General features: G+C 65.1%; 11 protein-coding genes and 2 pseudogenes. 8 read left to right on the top strand and 5 right to left on the bottom strand.

The window, feature by feature from the left end; translation table 11 throughout:
• Window positions 1-17 precede the first annotated feature (17 nt).
• From asd to ALVIN_RS17920, 8 genes and pseudogenes are all read left to right on the top strand, one after another.
• Window positions 18-917, top strand: a complete 900-nt coding sequence (gene asd / locus ALVIN_RS02720; RefSeq protein WP_012969774.1) for an archaetidylserine decarboxylase — start codon at window positions 18-20, stop codon at window positions 915-917.
• A gap of 1 nt (window position 918) precedes the next feature.
• Window positions 919-1,197: a YkgJ family cysteine cluster protein gene (locus tag ALVIN_RS02715; RefSeq protein WP_012969773.1), complete on the top strand. Its 279-nt coding sequence runs from the start codon at window positions 919-921 to the stop codon at window positions 1,195-1,197.
• Between the two features lie 113 nt (window positions 1,198-1,310).
• On the top strand, window positions 1,311-6,881 hold the full coding sequence (uvrA, locus tag ALVIN_RS02710) for an excinuclease ABC subunit UvrA (RefSeq protein WP_012969772.1): 5,571 nt from the start codon (window positions 1,311-1,313) through the stop codon (window positions 6,879-6,881).
• A 61-nt stretch (window positions 6,882-6,942) separates the two neighbouring features.
• Window positions 6,943-7,845: an ATP-binding protein gene (locus tag ALVIN_RS02705; RefSeq protein WP_012969771.1), complete on the top strand. Its 903-nt coding sequence runs from the start codon at window positions 6,943-6,945 to the stop codon at window positions 7,843-7,845.
• Window positions 7,846-7,920: 75 nt separating this feature from the next.
• A complete protein-coding gene (locus ALVIN_RS02700; protein WP_012969770.1) occupies window positions 7,921-10,506 on the top strand; it encodes a circularly permuted type 2 ATP-grasp protein in 2,586 nt (861 codons plus the stop codon).
• Window positions 10,503-11,390 carry a transglutaminase family protein gene (locus ALVIN_RS02695; protein WP_012969769.1) on the top strand — a complete coding sequence of 296 codons (888 nt, stop codon included), beginning with the start codon at window positions 10,503-10,505 and terminating at the stop codon, window positions 11,388-11,390. The genes ALVIN_RS02700 and ALVIN_RS02695 overlap by 4 nt, the downstream gene beginning before the upstream one ends.
• Window positions 11,391-11,571: 181 nt before the next feature.
• Window positions 11,572-12,903 carry an IS4 family transposase gene (locus ALVIN_RS02690; RefSeq protein WP_012969768.1) on the top strand — a complete coding sequence of 444 codons (1,332 nt, stop codon included), beginning with the start codon at window positions 11,572-11,574 and terminating at the stop codon, window positions 12,901-12,903.
• A gap of 39 nt (window positions 12,904-12,942) precedes the next feature.
• Window positions 12,943-13,149: pseudogene (locus ALVIN_RS17920) on the top strand (hypothetical protein); the annotation flags it as partial.
• Here the strand turns inward: ALVIN_RS17920 and ALVIN_RS16910 are convergent.
• The 5 genes and pseudogenes from ALVIN_RS16910 to ALVIN_RS16445 form a co-directional block, all read right to left on the bottom strand.
• Complete coding sequence (locus ALVIN_RS16910) at window positions 13,077-13,367, bottom strand: DUF6959 family protein (protein WP_081442703.1); 291 nt, start codon at window positions 13,365-13,367, stop codon at window positions 13,077-13,079. The pseudogene ALVIN_RS17920 and the gene ALVIN_RS16910 sit on opposite strands and share 73 nt — an antisense overlap.
• 11 nt (window positions 13,368-13,378) lie before the next feature.
• Window positions 13,379-13,909, bottom strand: coding sequence for a hypothetical protein (locus ALVIN_RS17495; protein WP_190275519.1), 531 nt, complete (start codon window positions 13,907-13,909; stop codon window positions 13,379-13,381).
• 17 nt (window positions 13,910-13,926) lie between these two features.
• A pseudogene (locus tag ALVIN_RS18375) lies at window positions 13,927-14,102 on the bottom strand (IS481 family transposase); the annotation flags it as partial.
• Window positions 14,103-14,203: 101 nt separating this feature from the next.
• On the bottom strand, window positions 14,204-14,527 hold the full coding sequence (locus ALVIN_RS17485) for a hypothetical protein (RefSeq protein ID WP_148217442.1): 324 nt from the start codon (window positions 14,525-14,527) through the stop codon (window positions 14,204-14,206).
• Window positions 14,528-14,529: 2 nt separating this feature from the next.
• A complete protein-coding gene (locus ALVIN_RS16445; RefSeq protein ID WP_050750276.1) occupies window positions 14,530-15,708 on the bottom strand; it encodes an RHS repeat-associated core domain-containing protein in 1,179 nt (392 codons plus the stop codon).
• Window positions 15,709-15,930 lie beyond the last annotated feature (222 nt).

The raw sequence follows: 15,930 nt of genomic DNA, 5'->3' as shown, positions 1-15,930 counted from the left end.
CCTGGCAGGACAATCGCATGTCACGCACGCTCGCCAACCGGCTCTTCATCGCCCTGCAACACCTCATCCCCCAGCGCTGGCTGTCCGAGCGCATGTACCGGCTGGCGCGCCTCCAGTGGCCGCCACTCAAGCGCCTGATCATCCGCCGGTTCGCGCGGACGTATCGCATCGACATGAGTCTGGCGCAGGAGCCGGACCTGGACGCCTATCCGAGCTTCAACGCCTTCTTCACCCGCGCACTGCGGCCCGACGCCCGTCCGCTCGATCCGGACCCCGCCGCCATTCTCTGCCCGGTCGACGGCGCCATCAGCCAGATCGGCCCCATCGAATCCGGCCGGCTGATCCAGGCCAAGGGACGCGACTACAGCGTCGAGTCGCTGCTCGCGCTCGCGCCCGGCGAACTCCACCCCTTCGAGGGCGGGCGCTTTGCGACCATCTATCTCTCACCACGCGACTATCATCGCATCCACATGCCGCTCGACGGACGGCTCGATCAGATGATCCATGTGCCGGGTCGGCTCTTCAGCGTCAATGCCGTCACAGCGGCGGGTGTGCCCAACCTGTTTGCGCGCAACGAGCGTCTGGTCTGTCGCTTCGAGACGGAGATCGGTCCGGTCGCGATGATCCTGGTCGGCGCCATCTTCGTCGGCGGCATCGAAACCGTCTGGGCCGGCGAGGTCACGCCGCCGCATTCGGGCCTGGAGCCGCAACGCTGGGATTATGAGGTCGACGACCAATGTATCCGTCTGGAGCGCGGCGCGGAGATGGGACGCTTCAACCTCGGCTCGACCGTGATCCTGCTCCTGCCGCCGGGTCAGGCCGAGTGGGAATCCGGGCTGACACCGGGGGATGTGGTCCGACTCGGACAGCGGATCGGAACGCGCCTCGACGCCAAAGCGGCGGGGCACGGACACTGAGTTGGACACCGATACCGTCACCTGCCGCCCCGGCTGCGCCGCCTGCTGCATCGCCGCCTCGATCACCAGTCCCATCCCCGGCATGCCCCACGGCAAGCCGGCCGATGTCGCCTGCGTGCAGCTGAACCCGGATCTGACCTGTCGGCTCTTCGGCCGGCCCGAGCGACCGCGCGTCTGCGGCTCGCTCAAGCCCAGTCTGGCGATGTGCGGCACGGATCGCCTGCACGCGCTTGCGCATCTGGCCGAGCTGGAGCGCCTGACGCAGCCCCTGAGCGTTTGAAGCACGACGTGACGCACCATACATAGCGTCTTCAAGCCCTCCGGGTCGGGACGGTGGTGTCCAGCGTCCCGATCGCCCCCGAACCTGAAAGCCCACAATCACCGAGCCCTCCCTTGACCGACTTCATCCGTCTGCGCGGTGTGCGCCAGAACAACCTCAAGAACCTGGATCTGGACCTGCCGCTCGGCGAGCTGATCGTCGTCACCGGGGTCTCGGGGTCGGGCAAGTCGTCGCTGGCGTTCGATACGCTCCATGCCGAGGGGCAGCGGCGCTATGTCGAGACCTTCTCGCCCTACGCACGTCAGTTCCTCGACCGGATGGACCGTCCGGCCGCCGATCGGATCGAGGGCATTCCGCCGGCGATCGCGATCGATCAGGTCAATCCGGTACGCACCTCGCGTTCGACGGTCGGCACCATGACCGAGCTCAACGATCACCTCAAGCTGCTGTTCGCACGGGCCGGGCGGCTGTTCTGTCACGGCTGCGGACGCCCAGTCGTGCGCGATACGCCCGAGTCGATCTGGGAGTCGCTCGCGACCTCGGCGTTGGACGCGCGCACGCTGATTGTCTTCGACGTGGCCGTGCCCGAGGCGCTTGGGGTCGAGGCGGTCAAGTCGATGCTGGCGCAACAGGGCTATGTGCGGCTGTTGCGCGAGGGGACTGACGCCATTGCGGTCATCCAGGACCGTCTGCGGCTCACGCCAGAGAATCGCGGCCGCGCCATCGAGGCGCTGGAGACGGCGCTCGCCCGAGGGCATGGCCGGGTGCGGGTGCATCCGGTCGATGCCGAGGGCGCGGCGCTCGACCCCTGGCGCTTTTCGAGCGATCTGCATTGCGCGCACTGCGACATCGCCTATCAGGAGCCGACGCCCAATCTGTTCTCGTTCAACTCGCCGCTGGGCGCCTGCGAGACCTGTCGCGGCTTCGGACGCACCATCGGCATCGACTGGGGGCTGGTGATCCCGGACACGTCCAAGTCGCTGCTCGACGGGGCGATCAAGCCGATCCAGTCCGACAGCTATGCCGAAGTTCAGGAGGATCTGATCCGGTTTGCGCACCAGCGCGGCCTGCCGACCGATGTGCCCTGGCGCGATCTGACCGACGACGACCGCGCCTGGATCATCGAGGGCGACGGCGATTGGGAGGCCGGCGTCTGGTATGGACTGCGCCGCTTCTTCGACTGGCTGGAGGGACGCAGCTACAAGATGCACGTGCGGGTGCTGCTGTCGCGGTATCGCAGCTATGACCTCTGTCCGAGCTGTCGGGGAGCACGGCTCAAGGACGCGGCGCTCGACTGGCGGCTCGGCGATTGGGCATTGGCCGAAAGAATCCTGGAACCGTCCCAGCGTTTCCGCCATGCACGCACACGGATGCGCGATGATGCCTGGGCGATGCTGCCGGGTCTGAATCTGCACGATCTGCTGTGTCTGCCGCTCAGTCGCTGTCGTGAGTTTTTCGACGCACTCCGTCTCGATGGGGCGCTGGATCAGGCGCTCGATCAGCTTCTTGGCGAGATCCGCGCCCGACTCGGCTATCTGTGCGAGGTCGGACTCGGCTATCTGACCCTGGACCGGCAGTCGCGCACACTCTCGGGCGGCGAGGTGCAGCGGATCAATCTGACCACCGCGCTCGGTACGGCGCTGGTCAACACCCTCTTCGTCCTGGACGAGCCGAGCATCGGGCTGCATCCGCGCGACATGGACCGCGTCGTCTCGGTGCTCCAGCGTCTGCGCGACCGGGGCAACTCGCTGGTGGTGGTCGAGCACGATCCACAGGTGATGCGCGCCGCCGATCGGATCATCGACATCGGTCCCGGCCCCGGAGAGCATGGCGGACGGATCGTCTTCCAGGGCACGCCGCGCGAACTGCTCGACGCGCCCGAATCGCTGACCGGCGGCTATCTGGCCGGTCGGCTCCAGGTCGCCCCGCCGCGTCGGCCGCACCCGCCGCCGGACGATCCGGCGCGCTGGCTGCGGGTCCGCGGGGCGCGGGCGCACAACCTCAAGGGGCTGGATGTCGCCATCCCGCTCGACCGTCTGGTGGTCATCACCGGCGTCTCGGGTTCGGGCAAGTCGACCCTGGTGCATGAGGTGCTCTATCGCGCGTTCTGTCAGCTCAAGGGCCGACCGGACGAGACGCCCGGCGCGCACGAGGCGATCGAGGGGCATGAGCGGATCACCGATGTGCTGCTGCTCGACCAGTCGAGCATCGGGCGGACCTCGCGCTCCAATCCGGCGAGCTATGTCGGCGCCTTCGATGTCATCCGCAAGCGTTTCGCCGAGTCGCCGCTGGCCAAGGAACGCGGCTACACCGCCGGCAGCTTCAGCTTCAACAGCGGCAACGGGCGCTGTCCGACCTGCGGCGGCAACGGCTTCGAGCATCTGGAGATGCAGTTCCTGGCCGATGTCTATCTGCGCTGTCCCGAGTGCAATGGGCGGCGCTATCGCGACAGTCTGCTGGAGGTGCGGATCGGCGGGGACGGTGAGCATCCGTACTCGATCGCCGATGTGCTGGAGATGACCGTCACCGAGGCGCTCGACGTCTTCGCCGACGATGGTCAACTGAAACGCGCGCTGGAGCCGTTGCAGGCGGTCGGACTCGGCTATCTGCGGCTCGGCCAGCCGGTGCCGACACTCTCGGGCGGTGAGGCGCAGCGGCTCAAACTCGCCGGCCATCTGGCCAAGTCGGCGCGTCACAAGGCCCGCGACGGCGGCCTGTTGTTCCTGCTCGACGAGCCGACCACCGGACTGCATTTCGCCGATATCGCGGTGCTGCTCAGGGCGTTCCGCCATCTGATCGATCAGGGGCACTCGCTGGTGGTGATCGAGCACAATCTCGATGTCATCGATGCCGCCGACTGGCTGATCGATCTGGGGCCGGAAGGGGGCGAGTCGGGCGGCGAACTCGTCTGCGCCGGGACACCGGATCAGGTCGTCGAGCATCCGGGCAGCCATACGGGGCGGGCGCTGCGGGCGTATCGTGCCGAGTCGTTGGCGATCAGCGATGCGTCGGGGCGCTATGAGTCCAAACCGGCCAAGGGAACAGAGATACAGGCGTTCTCACCCGCCCCCAACCACATCGAGATTCGGCAGGCGCGCGAGCACAACCTGAAGGATCTGACACTGTCGATCCCGCGCGAGCGGCTCACGGTCATCACCGGCGTTTCGGGCAGCGGCAAGAGCACGCTGGCGTTCGACATCCTGTTCGCCGAGGGGCAGCGGCGCTATCTGGAATCGCTCAACGCCTATGCGCGTCAGTTCGTCCAGCCGGCGGCGCGCGCCGATGTCGATGCCGTGCTCGGACTGCCGCCGACCGTGGCCATTGAACAGCGCACCAGTCGTGGCGGGGCCAAGAGCACGGTCGGCACCCTGACCGAGATCCATCACTACCTGCGTCTGCTCTATGTCAAGCTCGGCATCCAGCACTGCCCGGACTGCGCCGTCCCGATCGAGCCGATGACGCGCGAGACGATCCTGAGCCGGCTCCAGCACGACCGGGCCGGCGAGCAGGTCATGCTCCTGGTCCCGCTGGTCAGCGGGCGCAAGGGGCTGTACAAGGATCTGGCGGCGCGCTTCGAGCGTCTGGGTTTCCCGCTCCTGCGCGTCGATGGCGAGCTGCTGGAGACGGCCCGCTGGCCGACGCTCGACCGTTTCCGCGAGCACAGGATCGACCTGCCGCTCGGCCCGATCGCGATCACGCCCGAAGCGGAATCCGAACTGCGCGAACGGCTCGATCAGGCGCTGGAGTTCGGCAAGGGTCAGGTTCGCGTGGTACGTCTGGTCGGCGAAACCTGGGACACCGAGACGCCCTACTCCACCGAGCGTGCCTGTCACGCCTGTGGACGCGCCTTCCCCGAACCCGATCCACGCCTGTTCAGCTACAACTCGCCGCACGGCTGGTGCCCGGACTGTCTGGGCACGGGCCTGAAGCTGCCCGGATTCGATGCCGAGCAGACCGGCGAGGAAGCCCAGTGGCTCGAACAGCCGGACGGCACGACGCGCGAACCCTGCCCGACCTGCCGGGGTGCGCGTCTGCGTCCCGAGGCGCTGGCGGTGCGTTTCCGCGAACACTCGATCGCCGAACTCTCGGCGCGGACGATCGAATCGGCCGCCGACTGGCTCGACGCGCTCCAGCTCGACGCGCGCGAACAGGCCATCGCCCGCGACCTGATCGCCGAGGTGCGCGAGCGGCTGGGGTTCCTGGCCGAGGTCGGGCTGGGCTATCTCTCGCTCGACCGCGCCGCGCCGACGCTCTCGGGCGGCGAGGCCCAGCGTATCCGGCTTGCCGCCCAGCTCGGGTCGAATCTGCGCGGTGTCTGCTATGTGCTCGACGAGCCGACCATCGGTTTGCACCCACGCGATAACCGGCTGCTGCTCGACACCCTGAGCCGACTGGAGGGCAAGGGCAACACCGTGATCGTGGTCGAGCACGACGAGGAGACCATCCGCCGCGCCGAGCATGTGATCGATCTGGGGCCGGGCGCCGGCATCCAGGGCGGCGCGATCGTCGCGCAGGGCACGGCGGACGAGCTGATCGCCAACCCGGAGTCGATCACCGGACGCTTTCTCGGTCGCCCGCGCGGGCGCTCGCGTCCGCCGCGCCCGGTCGACGATCAGACCGACTGGCTGCAAATCAGCGGGGCCAATCTCAACAATCTCCGGGATCTCGACGTGCGCCTGCCGCTCGGGCGGCTGGTGTGTGTGACCGGCGTGTCCGGCTCGGGCAAGTCGACCCTAGTGCGCGAGGTGCTGGTCGGAAGCCTGAAGACGCTCCTGGCCGGCGACCGCCCGGCGACCAAGCGCCGCGCCCGTCGCGCCGATCTCGTCGGCTGTCGCGCGCTCGACGGCTGGCAGAGACTCAGCCGCGTGCTGGAGGTCGACCAGACCCCGATCGGCAAGACGCCCCGTTCCTGTCCGGCAACCTATGTCGGCTTCTGGGACGCGGTGCGCAAGCTGTTCGCCGCCACGCCCGAGTCACGTCTGCTCGGCTGGACGCCGGCGCGCTTTTCCTTCAACACCGGTGCCGGACGCTGCCCGGCCTGCGAGGGTCAGGGTCTGCGCAAGCTGGAGATGAGCTTTCTGCCCGACGTGCGTCTGACCTGCGAGGTCTGCGGCGGCAGCCGCTTCGACCGCGAGACGCGCGAGATCCGCTATCGTGGACTGGACATCGGTCAGGTGCTGGCGCTCTGCATCGATGCAGCGGTTGAGGTGTTCGCCAACCATCCGGCCATCGCCCATCCGTTGCGGCTGCTGCAAGATATCGGTCTCGGCTATCTGACCCTGGGTCAACCGAGTCCGACCCTGTCGGGCGGCGAGGCGCAGCGGATCAAGCTGGTGACGGAACTGGCCAAGGCGCGTCCCGGCACCGATGGCCTCACCAGTCGCCCGACGCTCTACGTGCTCGACGAGCCGACGGTCGGGCTGCACATGGCCGATGTCGAACGCCTGATCGCGGTCCTGCATCGTCTGGTCGACGCCGGGCATTCGGTGCTGGTCATCGAGCACAACCTGGATTTGATCGCCGAATCCGACTGGGTGCTGGATCTCGGTCCCGAGGGGGGCGCCGACGGCGGGCGGATACTGGCGGCCGGACCACCCGAGCGCCTGATCGAGGACAGCGACGGGGCGACCGCGCGCGCCTTGCGCGAGCACGTATCGGCCGGGGCCAGGCCCCCCACGACGTAGCCGCGCAGACTGTCTTTGCCTTGACACCCTGAATCACCTTGCAATCAGTTCGGATACCTAGATGACACTCACCCCCGCTTTGACCGACCGACTGGACCGAATCATCGATCAACTGGAGCGTCTGCTGCCACCGACGAGCGCGCCGGCGGACTGGTCGGCCCAGGCCTTTCGCTGGCGCCGCGAGGCCGGGCGCGGCTGGTTGCAGCCGGTGCGCGCGCCGCATCGGCTGGCGCTCACCGATCTGCGCTGTCTGGAGCGTCAGGCCACCGAGATCGAGCGCAACACACGCCAGTTCCTCGCCGGCCGTGGCGCCAACAACGTCCTGCTGTGGGGCGCGCGCGGCACCGGCAAGTCATCGCTGGTCAAGGCCATCTTCAATGCCTATCGCGACGCGGGGCTGCGCCTGATCGAAGTCGACAAGGACGATCTGGTCGCACTGCCGGACATCCTGGATCTGATCCGCGACCGACCCGAGCGTTTCATCCTCTTCTGCGACGATCTGTCGTTCGAGGCCAGCGAGTCAGGCTACAAGGCGCTCAAGGCCGCGCTCGAAGGTTCGATTGCGTCCACGCCCGAGAATCTGCTCATCTATGCCACCTCCAACCGCCGGCATCTGCTGCCCGAGTTCCATGCCGACAACCGTGATTCGCGCATCCAGGACGGCGAGCTGCATCACGGCGAGGCGGTCGAGGAAAAGATCTCGCTCTCGGATCGGTTCGGGCTGTGGATCTCCTTCCATCCCTTCGGTCAGGCACAGTATCTGGAGGTGGTGCGCCACTGGGTCGAGCGTCTCGCGCCGACGGAGACCCCGCGTACCGAGTCCGACTGGGAGCCGATCGAACGCGCCGCGTTGCAATGGGCGCTGCGCCGGGGCGCGCGCGGCGGACGTACCGCCTGGCAGTTCGCGCGCGACTGGGCGGGACGCGGCGCGCTCGACGTCATGGCGCATCCTGAGACGCGATGACGGACTCGCCCGCCTTGCAAGCCTCCCGGATGACGTGTCTAATCGTCGCTCCGCGCCCCGAACGAGTCCCATCCCATGTCTCCACCCGAGCTGGCGTCGCTCCCTGACCAACCGGGTCTGGTCGACGCCTACGCCCCCTTGCCCGATTGTTACGACGAGATGCGCACGCCCGAGGGCGAGGTGCGTGCGCACTGGCAGTATCTGCTCGATGCACTGCGCACGCTCGGCCCGGCCGGGATCGAGGAGCGCTGGGGCGAGTCCCGGCGCCTGATCCGCGACAATGGCGTCACCTACAATCCGCACGGCGACCCGCGCGGCATGTCGCGCCCCTGGGAGCTGGATCTGCTGCCGCTGCTGATCCGCAGCGACGAATGGGCCGAGCTGGAACGCGGTCTGATCCAGCGCGCCGAGCTGCTCAACCTGATCCTGCGCGATCTCTATGGCCCCCGTGATCTGGTCCGGCTGGAGCTGATCCCGGCTGAGCTGATCGACGGTCATCCGGGCTATCTGCTGCCCTGTCGGGGCGTGGACTGCATCGGCGGTCGCCCCCTGGTCCATTACGCCGCCGATCTGACCCGCCGGCCCGATGGGCGCTGGCAGGTCATCAGCGACCGCACCCAGACCCCCTTGGGCGCCGGCTATGCGCTGGAGAACCGCGTGGTGCTCTCGCGCGTGCTGCCGAGCGTGTTTCGCGACTCGCACGTCCATCGGCTGGCCGGGTTCTTCCGTTCGATGCGCCGCACGCTGACACGGCTCGCGCCCCAGCACGGCGAAGAACCGCGCGTGGTGGTGCTCACGCCCGGTCCGCGCAACGAAGCCTATTTCGAGCACGCCTATCTGGCCAACTATCTGGGCTACACCCTGGTGCAGGGCGCGGATCTGTCGGTGCGCGACGGCGCGCTCTGGCTGCGCACGCTCGGACGCCTGGAGCGCATCGACGCCGTGCTGCGCCGGCTCGACGACGTCTGGTGCGATCCGCTGGAGCTGCGCGAGGATTCGCTGCTCGGCATTCCCGGACTGGTCCAGGCGGCGCGTCTGGGCAATGTCACCCTGGCCAACGCGCTCGGCAGCGGGGTGCTGGAGCATCCGGCGCTCAAGGCGTTTCTGCCGGCGCTCTGTCAGCACCTGCTGGGCGAGGAACTGGCACTGTCCGACACCCCGACCTGGTGGTGCGGCGACCCCGAGTCGCGGGTGCGCGTACTCGACGACCTCGACCGGCTCATCGTCCGCCCGGTCCATCCGGCACTCGATCCGACGCCGATCCAGCCGGGCACACTGGCACCGGAGGCGCGCGCGCGGCTGGTGCGCGCCATCGAGACGCATCCGCGCCGCTACATCGCCCAGGAGCCGGTCGTGCCGGCGACCGCGCCGGCCCTGATCGGCCGTCAGCTCGAACCGCGACCGACGACCCTGCGCACCTTCCTGATCGCTGAGGAAGAAGGCTATGCGGTGATGCCGGGCGGACTGGGTCGGGTGCATTCGACGCCCGAAGCCGCCCTGCCCCTGTCGGGTCAGCTCGGCGGACTCGGCAAGGACGTCTGGGTGCTGGCCTCCGAACCCGAGCGTCAGGAGACCCTGCTCCCGCTCTCCGAGATCACTCCGGCCGTGGTCCAGGAGAGCGCCGTCTCCAGTCGCGTGGCCGACAATCTGTTCTGGATCGGACGCTATGCCGAGCGCGCCGAGGGGCTGGTGCGCCTGCTGCGCGTCACCATCTTCAAGTACGCCGAACGCAGTGACTATCCGCTCTCGCCGGCCAGTTCGTCCTGTCTGCGCGCCTTGCTGGAGGCGCTGACCCAGCAGACCCAGACCTTCCCCGGTTTTCTCGGTCCCGGCGCCGAGGAACGCCTGAACGATCCGGTTCCGGAGCTGCTGGCACTGATCTCGGATCGCAGTCTGGTCGGCAGTCTGCCGCAGACGCTGGAGGCGCTGGGTCAAGCCGCCTATTCGGTGCGCGACCGGCTCTCGGCCGACACCTGGCGCATCATCGGCGACATCGAGGCGCTTCAGGCCAGTCTGGCCGATCATCCGCCGCGCGTGCTCTCGCAGGCACTCGACGAACTCGACCCGCTGGTGACATCGCTGGTGGCCTTCTCCGGTCTGACCCAGGAGAACATGACCCACAACGAGGGCTGGCACTTCCTGGAGACCGGACGCCGACTGGAGCGGGGCGCGACCACGGCCAGCCTGCTGCGCTCGACCCTGGTGCCGGTCGCCGGCGAGGCTGACGAAAACATGCTGATCGAGGCGGTGCTGGGCGTCACCGACAGCACCATCACCTACCGGCGCCGCTATCGGGGCGGGACGCGCGTCGGCGCCCTGCTCGATCTGGTGTTCCAGGACGAAGGCAATCCACGCGCCCTGGCCTATCAGCTCGCCATGCTCGGGCGGCTGGTGACTGAGCTGCCGCGCGGTGATCTGGCCGTCGGACGCACGCCGGCCGAGAAGCTCGCGCTCAAGAGCCTGACCGACATCCGTCTGGCCGAGATCAATCAGCTCATCCAGGTCGACGAGACTGGCCAGCAGCGCGCCCGGCTCGCCGAGATGCTGGCCGACCTGAACCTCCAGCTCGCCGCCCTGTCGGACGCCATCACCGCCCAATACTTCCGGCATGAGGAGCAGCCGCACAGTCTGTTGTCTCGCGTCGCCGAGGTGCCCGTATGAGATACAAGGTCCAGCATGTGACCCGCTATGACTATGCCGATCCGGTCTCGCTCTGTCACAGCATCGCGCACCTCAAGCCGATCGACACCCGTGCCCAGCGCTGCCTGAGCACCAGTCTGCGCGTCGATCCCTGGCCGGCGGTCAGCCGCGAGCACGAGGACTTCTTCGGCAATCGGGTCAGTTATTTCTCGATCCAGCAGGCGCATCGCGCACTGGAGGTCACGGCTGTGAGCGAGGTCGAGATCATGCCCGTGCCCACACCGCCCCCCGAGCGCACCACACCCTGGGAACTGGTGCTCGAACGGCTCTACGATCGCGGCGATGGGCTGATGAGCGATGCGCGCATCTTCACCCTGCCCTCGCCTCAGGTGCCGCTCGATGACGAGGCGCGCGCCTTCGCCGCCGTCTCCTTCACGCCTGGGCGACCGATCCTGGAGGCGACGCTGGATCTGATGACCCGCATCCATCGCGAGATCGAGTACGACCCGACCGCGACCACGGTCGCCACGCCGGTGGCCGAGGTGATGCGCCAGCGTCGGGGGGTCTGTCAGGATTTCGCGCATATCGCCATCTCGGGACTGCGCGGGCTGGGACTGGCGGCGCGCTATGTGAGCGGCTATCTGGAGACCCTGCCGCCGCCGGGTCAGGTCAAGCTTCAGGGCGCGGACGCCTCGCATGCCTGGTTCTCGGTGCTGGTGCCGGATCATGGCTGGATCGACTTCGATCCGACCAACGACTGCATTCCGGTCGAGCAGCACATCACCACGGCCATCGGGCGCGATTTCCAGGATGTCACGCCGCTACGCGGGATCTTCTATGGGGGCGGGCAGCATGATCTGAGCGTGGCGGTGGACGTCAATCGGATCGATGAGGCGGTAGGTTAAAGTAGCCGAATGGACTGTCATGGTCCAATAATTCTGGACACCTCGATAGGGGCCATGAGTCCCCTGAGTACAGACGAGCATGACAGACAAGAAACCCCGCAGAGCCTTTGACGCATCCCATTACACAGAACTCTGGGTGTACGATAGAGAACTGTTTTTCTGAGACATGTTGGAGCACACGATGGGCTGGGCGTCGGAAGAATTGGCCTCGATTGATCTGGGCGACACGCGCCGCGACCGGCGTGCGATCCACTTGATCGAGCGCCTGGCCGAGCATCCGACGGCGAGTATTCCGGGGGCCTGCAACGGCTGGGCGGAGACGCAGGCGGCCTATCGGTTTCTCGGCAGTGAACGCTACGACTGGCTCGACATTCTGGAGCCGCATCGTCAGTGCACGCAGAGGCGCATGGCGGCCTATCCGGTGGTGCTGTGTCTGCAGGACACCACGGAGCTGGACTTCAACGGCCAGACGATCAAAGGACTTGGTCCCTTGAGCTACGAGGCCCAGCGCGGGATGTACCTGCATCCGACCTACGCGGTGACGCCCGAGCGCGAACCGTTGGGTGTCCTGGATGCCTGGATGTGGGCCCGCGAGCCAAAAGACGCCGACGGCCAGCGTCCGGGAGGCCCCGAGAGTGTGCGCTGGAAAGAAGGCTATGAACGGGTCGCGGACCTGGCCAGGGAGTTGCCCGACACCCGCCTGGTCTATGTGGCCGATCGTGAGGCCGACATACTGGACCTGATGGTGCGCGCGCGGGATTTGGCAACCCCCGCCGATTGGCTGTTGCGCGCCAAGCATAACCGCGCGTTGCCCGGTGGCGAGGGCCGGAAGCTGTGGGCGCATGTGCTGGAGACCAAGCCACTTGGGACGGTGCGCTTCACCCGGCCGCCCGGTCGCGGACGTCAGGCCCGAGAGGTGCGTCAGCAACTCTATGCCAGAGGCGTCACGCTCTCGGATCGGCGCCACGGTCACCTTGAGGTCACCTGTGTGATCGCCCGTGAAATGGAGGCTCCCAAGGGCGTCAAACCGATTGAATGGCGTCTGCTGACCAACCGCACGGCGGAGACGCTCGCGACCGTCGTCGAACTGATCGAGTGGTACCGGGCGCGCTGGGAAATCGAACGGCTGTTTTTGGTGCTCAAGGAAGGCTGTCGTGTCGAGGCCCTGCAACTGGGCACCGTCGCGCGCCTGGAGCGCGCCTTCGCGCTGTTTCTGGTGGTGGGATGGCGCATCGCCCGACTGATGCGTCTGGGGCGTACCGTGCCAGACCTGGAGGCGTCGCTGTTGTTTGAACCCGAAGAGTGGCAAGCGACCTACATCCTGGCCAAGAAGCCCGTACCCAAGTCGCCTCCACGACTCAACGACGTGCTGCGCTTGATCGCCCGCCAGGGCGGTTTTCTCGGACGCAAGGGCGATGGCGAGCCCGGTGTGAAGACCATTTGGCTCGGTCTGCAGCGCATCAGAGACGTGGCCGCCGGGATCAAATACGCCAGGGAATCTCATGACTTATGAACATGTGTGTAATGAGATGCCTTTGACGCCGCCGAGACGCTGGCCCAGACCATCGAGCGCTCTGTTCAGGTCTATAATCAACACATTTCGCAGAAAGCCATCGGCCACATCGCTCCAATCCAGGCACTCAAGGACTGGCGCGACAAACGCCCTGAACGCTTCAAGAAACGTGTCTATAATCTCCGGGGACTTGACAAGTCGGTATATGGCAAGGCTATGCCCCGCTCAGAACAGATTTTTTCGTAATGCGTTAACGCTTCCGTCAACACTTCCTGCATATCCTCGATCTCTGATTCCAAATCTTCCAAGTCTTTCGATGCAAGCAGACGAGCCATTTCACTGATTTGTTGCTTCAGCGCATGCAATGTGTCGCCTTGAACAACAACACCAGGCGACTTTCTTTCTGGCAATTGAACCACCGCAAAATTAATCGGACGACTCAGCAATTGGACTTCATTGGTCATTTCAACACCATTCATTGAGGCGTAAAGGTGATAAACGGTTTGGTGGGATCGACCAGAGAGCGGAAGAAATCCTGATTACGTGGCTCACCCAATGATCTAGGTCCCTCCGGCAACGAGCTGCGCAAACTATGAATCGTGCGGCTACCAGTAGCCTCCGGTACAACGTAGTCCCAATCAGAGAGAGGCCCAGGCGTCCCTTTCGCCCGACTTCCCACAACCGAAATTTCCGTTCCGGTTCGATTCGCTGCATTCTGAATGCGCGCAATCTCTTGCGCGGTCAGGTTCTCCAGTTTGGCCCCTCCGCCAACAAGCGGCATCCCCTTTGCCGCAGATTGCGCAACACCTCTCAATGCAGAGCTTGAACCACCGCTCTCCACCGTCATCCCAATTGACAAGAAGCTCGCTGCAAAATAGGTCAAGGCAGCCGAAGTATCGCCATCTTGCACGGCTTGCGCAAACTGTCGACCGTACCCTCCTTGGGCATAATCGTCGACGGCCTCTCCGAGCTTGCCCGCCAGCTTTGCGGCTTCGGCCGCGAGCAATCCGCTCGGATCGTTGAAGTGTCAAGCCCCTGGAGATTGGGGACGCACTTTTGAAGCGTTCAGGGCGTTTGTCGCGCCAGTCCTTGAGTGCCTGGATTGGAGCGATGTGGCCGATGGCTTTCTGCGAAATGTGTTGATTATAGACCTGAACAGAGCGCTCGATGGTCTGGGCCAGCGTCTCGGCGGCGTCAAAGGCTCTGCGGGGTTTCTTGTCTGTCATGCTCGTCTGTACTCAGGGGACTCATGGCCCCTATCGAGGTATCCAGAATTATTGGACCATGACAGTTCATTCGGCTACTCCTGCACTTCATACCAAGGCCCTATAATGTGCAGCATATCGCCAATCTGTGGAGCGTTGGCTGGGGCGCTATTTGGACAGTAGACCATTGCTCGATTGTCTTTGTGTGTGGCAAATACAATGCAGCCATGCGCCGTATAAATCGTGTAATCGATGAATTCGTCATTTATGGTCGGAGACAGATTGTTCAAAAAATCATCTGCCAATGTGGAAGCTTGCCAGCCGTGGGTGACAAGCCAGCGCCATGGCCAGCGAACTATAGCCAAGGTGGTCATCGCAAATATGACGCTTATAAGAACTATCACTGCAGTCTTCTTCATTGTTATTTGCCAGGACTAACGACAAGGGTTACTCCGCCGTTGTTGTAATTGTTTTGGAATAGATTGTTGAGCGAATCGTAAGTCGACTGATCCGTAACCATGCATGCTCGCGAAACACCACCGCTTGTTCCATTGCGACCCGGATGAATCTGCGCACCATGTGTTACTGATCCATCTGGATAGCGAATGGTGTTCCAGTCGTCCGTGTTGGAGATTGTCGGGCGACCAGCATACTCATTGCGGTCAAACAGCCAGTTTGTAAAAGTATTCGGAAGATTTGGCCTGGGTGTTATAAAGTAAGTGCCAGGTCTAATTTGATTAAAGTTAATCGTTCCCGTATTGAAAGTTCCGGTAATGTTGCCGTGTAGCCCTGAGCCTGTGGCGGTAAAACTATATCCGCCAGTCGATAGGGGGATTGCTGCAACAGTGGCTTCAAGTCCCAGTGAGTCAACAAAGTTGAGCGGGTTGTTGAGTACATAGGTGTAGAGATTCAAATCGTCCGCGTACCCAATCGGATCGGTCTGCAGAAACCGCCCGAGGCTCGGCGAATAGAACCTGGCCTTGTAGTGATAGAGCCCGAGCGCCCCGATGAGCTGCTGTCCGGTGTAGCGGAAGCGCTGGCCGGTGGTGACGTCGGGCTCGCCGAAGGGACCGTAGCGGTAGAGCGCGGTGCGGGTGCCGGCGCTGCTCGCCTGAGCGACGATGCTGCCCAGATGGTCGGCGTAGAGCCAAGTTTTGTTGGTGGTGGCGCTGCCCTCGTAGACGACCAGCGGCGCGTCGATCCCGGGGCCGTGGACGTAGCGGCGCAGCAGGCTGCCGGCACTGTTGTACTCGGCGATGAGGTCGGTGCCGTCGTAGGCGAGGTTGGTGGCGGTCCCGCCGATCGCGCTCTGGCGCAGCCGCCCCTCGGCATCGTAGGCGAGGGTTGCCGAGAGTCCGGTCTTGGCGGCGCTCTTGAGGCGGTTGTCGAGGTCGTAGCCGTAGGTCCAGGTGCCGTCGCCGGTCAGATTCGCATTGGCGTCATAGCTCAGGGTGGCGCCCGCGGCCTGGGTGTACTGGTTGAGCCCATTGGTGCTGTAGGCGCGCGTGCCGTTCGGCAAGCCGCTCCACTGGTAGGCGTCGTTCGACCAGCTGTGGCCGGCGATCTCCCCGACCTGATTGCGGGCATAGGTCCAGGTCACGTCCTGGGCGGTACCGGCGAGGTTGTGGGTGAGCGTGCTCAGGCCCGCCTGGGCGTTGTAGACATAGCGGGTGGTGCCATTGTATAAGGATGACGCCCGGGTCTTTGGTTTTTTTGTGTTGCGTTGCCTATTCTTCAGATGGGGCGCGAAACATCGCGGTACGTTTCCGTATTCTCTTCGTTGTTAGGGTCTGTTCACAGTATTTGATTTGTGTTTACATCT

Source organism: Allochromatium vinosum DSM 180 (assembly GCF_000025485.1).
Taxonomy (GTDB): Bacteria; Pseudomonadota; Gammaproteobacteria; order Chromatiales; family Chromatiaceae; genus Thermochromatium; species Thermochromatium vinosum.
Note: the sequence above shows the minus strand (reverse complement) of the source record. Positions and strands in the feature narration are given on the sequence as shown.